The 6,464-nt window shown below is 74.9% G+C and carries 6 protein-coding genes; all 6 read right to left on the bottom strand.

Features of this window, described 5'->3' with window-relative positions; translation table 11 throughout:
• Positions 1-49 precede the first annotated feature (49 nt).
• Entirely contained in the window at positions 50-2,407 is a 2,358-nt protein-coding gene (locus OERS_RS06640) for a primosomal protein N' (protein ID WP_068625198.1), read from the bottom strand.
• 51 nt (positions 2,408-2,458) lie between these two features.
• Positions 2,459-3,667 (bottom strand): methionine adenosyltransferase, encoded by a 1,209-nt coding sequence (gene metK / locus OERS_RS06635; RefSeq protein ID WP_068625197.1) that lies wholly within the window; start codon positions 3,665-3,667, stop codon positions 2,459-2,461.
• A gap of 65 nt (positions 3,668-3,732) precedes the next feature.
• On the bottom strand, positions 3,733-4,968 hold the full coding sequence (gene coaBC, locus OERS_RS06630; protein ID WP_068625196.1) for a bifunctional phosphopantothenoylcysteine decarboxylase/phosphopantothenate--cysteine ligase CoaBC: 1,236 nt from the start codon (positions 4,966-4,968) through the stop codon (positions 3,733-3,735).
• Positions 4,969-5,035: 67 nt separating this feature from the next.
• On the bottom strand, positions 5,036-5,308 hold the full coding sequence (gene rpoZ / locus OERS_RS06625) for a DNA-directed RNA polymerase subunit omega (RefSeq protein ID WP_056651983.1): 273 nt from the start codon (positions 5,306-5,308) through the stop codon (positions 5,036-5,038).
• 227 nt (positions 5,309-5,535) lie between these two features.
• The gene (gmk, locus tag OERS_RS06620; protein WP_139107725.1) at positions 5,536-6,150 is read right to left on the bottom strand and encodes a guanylate kinase; all 615 of its coding nucleotides are present in this window, start codon (positions 6,148-6,150) and stop codon (positions 5,536-5,538) included.
• A gap of 1 nt (position 6,151) precedes the next feature.
• Positions 6,152-6,463 (bottom strand): integration host factor, actinobacterial type, encoded by a 312-nt coding sequence (mihF, locus tag OERS_RS06615; RefSeq protein WP_056651986.1) that lies wholly within the window; start codon positions 6,461-6,463, stop codon positions 6,152-6,154.
• Between the last annotated feature and the right edge of the window lies 1 nt (position 6,464).

Raw genomic sequence — 6,464 nt, 5'->3', positions numbered from 1 at the left:
GCGCTCGTCATGGGGGAGCTGTCGCTCGGGGGCGGGGGCGTGGTGGGGTTCACAGCATCTCCTTGGGGTCGAGCTGGACGCGGACGGTCCCACCCTCTCGCTTCGCCGAGCGCACCGCGAGGGAGGCCGAGAGCTCGCGCGCGAGCCGGCGCCCCTCGCGCAGCGGCACACGCACGATCGTGCGCACGGGCGGCTGCAGCGACGGGTCGCGCGCCGGGCCGCCGCGCGCGGGGCGCCCCGCGGCCTCGGCGACCTCCACGGGCCCGAGCGTCGTCGAGGCGTCCGCCAGGCCCACCCGCGCCACGACCGCGTCCACGGCCTGCCGGTCGCCCGTGACCGCGGCGACCCGCACCGCGGGCGGCAGGTCGAGCTCGCGGCGCTCGGCCAGCTCGCGGTCCGCGAACCCCGCCGGGTCCCAGCGCACCAGGGCGTTGGTGGGCCCCGGGGCCGCGTCGCCCACGAGCAGCACCTGGCCGCCCTCGCGCGCCGAGCGCACCAGGCCCGCGGCCGCGAGCCAGCGGTGCAGGGCGTCCTGGGCGACCGCGAGCCCCACGTGCGCGGTGCTCAGCGCCGCGTCGAGCAGCAGCGCGGCGGCGTAGCCGCCCTCGGCCACCGGCTCGGCGCCCGGGGTCGCCACGACCACGGCGGGGCGCGGCCCGACGGCGGCGATCACCCCGCCCGGGGCGCTCGCCCCCGAGACGCGCACCGCCACGCCCGGGAAGGCACGGCCGAGCTCCTCGGCCGTGCGTCCCGACCCGACGCGCACCGAGCGCAGGCCCGTCCAGTGGCACTCGTCGCACGACCACGCCCCGGCCAGGGCCCCGCACCACGCGCACTGCGGCGGCGCCCCGGGCCCGGGCAGCATGAGCGGCCCGTGGCACGTGCCGCAGTGCGCGGCCGTGCGGCAACGGGCGCACGCCACCACGGGCATGTACCCGGCGCGCGGGACCTGGACCAGCACCGGCCCGGCGCCGAGCGCGTCCCGCACGGCACGCCACGCGGCGCTCGGCAGGCGCGCTGCGGCCCCTGCGCCCTCCGACGCGAGCTCGACCGACGTCAGCGCCCGCACCCGCGGGGCCCGCGCGCGCAGCACCTCGCGCGGCGCCGCGACCTCCCGGGCCCAGCCCGACTCGAGCAGCGCCTGGGCCTGCACCGTGCGGCTGACCGAGCCGAGCAGGAACGCGGCCCCCTCCAGCTCGCTGCGCAGCGCGAGGACCTCGCGCGCGTGCGGGTAGGGCGAGCGGGGCTCGGCGAGGGTCTCCTCGCCGTCGTTCCAGCACGCCACGAGGCCCAGGTCCTGGACGGGCGCGAAGGCCGCGGCCCGCGTGCCGATCACGATCGGCACCTCGCCCCGCAGCGCCGCGAGGAAGCTGCGGTAGCGCGGCGAGGGGCCCTCGTCCGCGGTGAGCCGCACGAACTGCCCGTCCTGGCGGGCTGTGCGGGCCGTGTAGCCGGCGAGCTCGAGCGCGCGCGCCATCTGGTCGACGTCCCGCGCGTCGGGCAGGACGACGAGCGCCCCGCGCCCGCCCGTCACGGTCGCGCGCACGGCCTCGGCCAGGGCCAGTGCCCAGTGCTGGACGGCCTGCGCCGGGTCCTCGTCGCCCGCCCCGCGACCGCCCGCGGCCCGGACGCCCTGGACGGGCACGCCGTCGGCCACGCGGCCCGGCAGGGCCGTCCAGACCGCACGCGGGCCCGACCCGCCGACCAGGTGGTTCAGGAACGCGGCACCGCCGCGGTAGGGGGCCCACTCGGAGGGGCGCGCCGGCCCCGCAGGCGCGCCCACTGCCTCCGAGGGCGCCGCGAGGTCACGTGCACCCGCGCGGGCGCCGGGCCCTGCGGGCTCCGGGGCGCTCGCGCCCCCCGGGGCGTCGGCGCTCGGGTCCGCCGGAGCGTCCGGGGCGTCCGGGACGACGGGCTCGCTGCCCGACGGCGCCGCTTCCGACCGCGCGTGACGCGGCGGGACCGCGAGGCGCAGGACGTCCGAGAGGGTGCCCGCGTAGTGGTCGGCGACCGTGCGGCACAGCTGCGCGACCTGCGGGGTGAGCACCTGCTCGGGAGAGACGAGGCGCTTGAGCGGCACGAGACGGCCGTCGTGGTCGCTGTGCTCGGCCCGGGCCAGGACGAACCCGTCCACCTCCTGCGGCCCGAACCGCGCCTTGACGCGGACCCCGGGCTGGACGCCCGCGGCCATCGCGGCCGGCACCAGGTAGTCGAACGTGCGGTCCAGGTGGTGCGGAGACAGGTCGAGGACCACGCGGGCCACGGGCAGGTCGCTCGAGATCTCGAGCGCCCCCACCGGCCGTGCCCCCTTGCCCGGGGACCGCGCAGCACGCGCGGCCGCCTCGGGAGCGGGGAGCAGCGTGAGCTGCTCGCCCGCGTCCTCGCTAGCGGTGTCCTGGCTGGTCATCGCCCTATCTCAGCACGCGCCACCCACACCGGGCGAACCGCCCGCCGCGGCTCAGACCGCGGCCTGGAGCGCGGCGACGCGGTCCGTGCGCTCCCACGTGAAGTCGGGCAGCTCGCGACCGAAGTGCCCGTAGGCCGCGGTCTGGGAGTAGATGGGGCGCAGCAGGTCCAGGTCCGCGATGATCGCGGCCGGGCGCAGGTCGAAGACCTCGTCGATCGCGGCACGGATGCGCTCGACCGGGACCGTCTCGGTGCCGAACGTCTCGACGTACAGGCCCACGGGGTGCGCCTTGCCGATCGCGTACGCGACCTGGACCTCGCAGCGGCGCGCGAGCCCGGCCGCGACGACGTTCTTGGCGACCCAGCGCGTGGCGTAGGCGGCCGAACGGTCGACCTTCGACGGGTCCTTGCCCGAGAACGCGCCACCGCCGTGACGGGCCATGCCGCCGTAGGTGTCGACGATGATCTTGCGGCCCGTGAGCCCCGCATCACCCTGGGGGCCGCCGATCACGAACTTGCCGGTCGGGTTCACGAGCAGGCGGAAGTCGGCGACGTCCAGGTCGAGCCCTTCGAGGACCGGGGCCACGACGAGCTCGGCGACCTGTGCGCGCAGCGTCTCCTGCAGGACGTCCTCGTCGTGCTGGGTCGAGAGCACCACGGTGTCGAGGCGGACCGCGCGGTCGCCGTCGTAGCCGATGGTCACCTGCGTCTTGCCGTCGGGGCGCAGTCCCGGCAGCGACCCGTCCTTGCGGACCAGGGCGAGACGCTCGGCCAGGCGGTGCGCGAGGAAGATCGGCAACGGCAGGAGCGTGGGGGTCTCGTCGCTCGCGTAGCCGAACATCAGGCCCTGGTCGCCGGCGCCCTGGGCGTCGAGCGGGTCACGCGAGATGCTCGGGCCCGAGGAGTCATCTCGCTCCTCCAGGCTCTTGTCGACGCCCTGGGCGATGTCCGGGGACTGCTGGCCGATCGAGACCGAGACGCCGCACGAGTCGCCGTCGAAGCCGATCGCGGACGAGGTGTAGCCGATCCCCCGGACGACGTCGCGGATGATCTGCGGGATCTCGACGTACGCGTTGGTCGTGACCTCTCCCGCGACGTGGACCAGACCCGTGGTGACCATGGTCTCGACCGCGACACGCGAGGTGGGGTCCTGCTCGAGGAGCGCATCGAGGATCGCGTCGGAGATCTGGTCACAGACCTTGTCCGGGTGGCCTTCCGTCACGGACTCGGACGTGAACAGGCGCAGGTCGTCAGAACTCATGGGATCCAGCGTACTGTCCCGCCAGGTGATACGCGGCATCCGGCCACTGAGACATGACCGGCGTCTCAGTCCGTGGTCGCTGCCAGCGGTGGGGAGAGCTTGAGGACCGCGTCCCACACCGCGTCCGCGACCTCGCGCTTGGACCCGGCGGCCTGGGCGACGGTCTCGCCCTGCGCGTCGACGATCGTGACCTCGTTGCTGTCCGTGCCGAACCCTCGGCCGCCACCGACCGGGTTGATCACCAGCAGGTCGGCGCCCTTGCGGCGCGCCTTGGCGCGACCGTGGTGCAGGACGTCCCCGGTCTCGTCGCCGGTCTCGGCCGCGAACCCGACCACGACCTGCCCGGGGCGCAGGCGTTCGCGCGCCAGCTCGGCCAGGATGTCCGGGTTCTCGACGAGCTCGATGGGCGCGGGCCCCTGGCCCGGCACCTTCTTGATCTTGGCGCCCGGGGTGCGTGCGGGGCGGAAGTCCGCGACCGCAGCCGTCATGACCACCACGTCGGCGCCCGGCGCGGCCGCGCGGACCGCGTCCCGCAGCTCGGCGGTCGACCCGACGCGCACGACGTCCTCGATCCCGTCGAGGGGCTCGGTGAGGTTCGCCGCGACGAGGGTCACGCGTGCGCCCCGGTCCTGGGCCGCACGCGCGAGCGCGACGCCCTGGCGTCCGCTCGACAGGTTCCCGATGAAACGCACCGGGTCGATGGGTTCGCGCGTGCCTCCGGCCGAGACGACCACGTGCAGGCCGGCCAGGTCCTGGGGAGCCCCGCGGGCCCCCGCCCGGCCGGCGACCTCGAGCGCGAGGCGAGCGATGTCCTCGGGCTCGGGCAGGCGCCCGGGGCCCGTGTCCTTGCCCGTGAGCCGGCCGCTGGCCGGCTCGATCACGTGGACGCCGCGCGAGCGCAGCGTCGCGACGTTGGCCACGGTCGCCGGGTGCTGCCACATCTCCGTGTGCATGGCCGGGGCCATGACCACGGGGCAGTGCACCGTCAGGAGGGTCGAGGTCAGCAGGTCGTCCGCGCGGCCGGCGGCCGCGCGCGCGAGGAGGTCCGCCGTGGCGGGGGCGACGATCACCAGGTCCGCGCCCTGGCCGAGCGCGACGTGCGCGACCTGCGGGACGTCGTCGAACACCTCGGTACTGACCTTCTCGCCCGAGAGCGCCTCGAACGTGGGCGCACCCACGAAGCGCAGCGCGGACGCGGTGGGGACGACTCGCACCCGGTGCCCCTGCTCACGCAGGAGACGCAGCAGGAGGACGGCCTTGTAGGCCGCCACTCCCCCGCTGACACCCAGCAGGATCCTCATCGGTACGAGCCCTCCCTCGCGCCCACGCCTCGCACGGAACGTCCGTCCGCCCGGAGGCGGTCGACGATCAGGGAGCCGGGACGTCCACGGTCTCGATGGTGAGCAGGCCCTGGTTGATCTCGCGCATCGCGATCGACAGCGGCTTCTCCTGGTTGCGGGTCTCGACGAGCGGGCCCACGTTCTCCAGCAGGCCCTCGTTGAGCTGCGAGTAGTACGCGTTGATCTGGCGTGCGCGCTTGGCGGCGTAGATCACGAGCGCGTACTTGGAGTCGGCGCGCTCCAGCAGCTTGTCGATGGGCGGGTCGGTGATGCCCTCGGGGGCGGCGATGGTTCCGGACACAGTCTCACTCCGTGAGTCAGGGGGACCTGCGACGGCCTGTCAGAGCCGGTGCAGGATGGATGGTTCAGGTACGACGTGCGGATCGGGTACGGCTGGGTGGATCACGAGGTTGCGCGCGCTCAGCACGCACGCGCCTGACGACCAGTCTACTGGGCACGCACAAATCCTCGGGAGGACCGGTCCGTCCTGCCCGACGGCCCTCCCCGTGCGCGTTCTGCGGCAACCTCTCAGGCGACGGGCGTCAGCCCCATGGCCTCGACGAGCGCGTCGGTCGCGCGGTGCACCTCGTCGTTGACGATCACGACGTCGAACTCCGGCTCGGCGGCCAGCTCGACGCGCGCGGTCGCCAGGCGGCGCTCGCGCTCCTCGGGGCCCTCCGTGCCGCGCCCCACGAGGCGTCGCTCGAGCTCCTCCCAGCTGGGCGGGGCGAGGAACACGAACCGCGCCTCCGGCATCGAGGCGCGGACCTGACGTGCCCCCTGCAGGTCGATCTCCAGCAGGGCGGGCACGCCCGCCGCGAGCTTCTCCTCGACCGGGCGACGCGGGGTGCCGTACCGGTTGCGTCCGTGCACCACGGCCCACTCGAGCATCTCGCCCTGGGCGACCATGCGGTCGAACTCCTCGGTCGAGATGAAGTGGTAGTGGACACCGTCCACCTCGCCGGGGCGTGCCTCACGGGTCGTCGCGGACACGGACAGCCACACCTGCGGGTAGCGGGCGCGGATGTCCGCGGACACGGTCCCCTTCCCGACGGCGGTCGGGCCCGCCAGGACGGTCAGGCGGGCAGGGTGCTGTGGTGCGGCGGGTGACGAGGCAACCGGCGCAGCGGGTGAAGCGGAAATGTCAGCCAAACCTCTCGATGAGCGCCGCGGACTGGTGGGGTCCCAGCCCGCGGACGCGACGCGTCTCGGCGATCCCGATCTCTTCCATGATCGCCCGGGCCTTCACCTTACCTACGCCGGGGAGCGACTCCAGCAGCGCGACGACGCGCAGCTTGCCGATCACGTCGTCGGTGCGGCCCTGCTCGATCACCTCGGCGAGAGAGCCCTGGGAGTACTTCAGCCGGTTCTTGACCTCGGCGCGAGCTCGACGCGCCTCGGCCGCCTTCTCGAGATTGGCCGCGCGCTGCTCGGGGGTCAGGGATGGTAGTGCCACG

Origin of the sequence: Oerskovia enterophila (assembly GCF_001692445.1) — a bacterium.
Classification (GTDB): domain Bacteria; phylum Actinomycetota; class Actinomycetes; order Actinomycetales; family Cellulomonadaceae; genus Oerskovia; species Oerskovia enterophila.
This window is presented reverse-complemented; position numbering and strand designations above follow the sequence as displayed.

What these genes read in the sequence shown, in the direction of transcription:
- metK (WP_068625197.1), bottom strand. Translation starts at nt 3,667, where the DNA reads ATGAGTTCTGACGACCTGCGCCTGTTCACGTCCGAGTCCGTGACGGAA.
- coaBC (WP_068625196.1), bottom strand. Translation starts at nt 4,968, where the DNA reads ATGAGGATCCTGCTGGGTGTCAGCGGGGGAGTGGCGGCCTACAAGGCC.
- OERS_RS06640 (WP_068625198.1), bottom strand. Translation starts at nt 2,407, where the DNA reads ATGACCAGCCAGGACACCGCTAGCGAGGACGCGGGCGAGCAGCTCACG.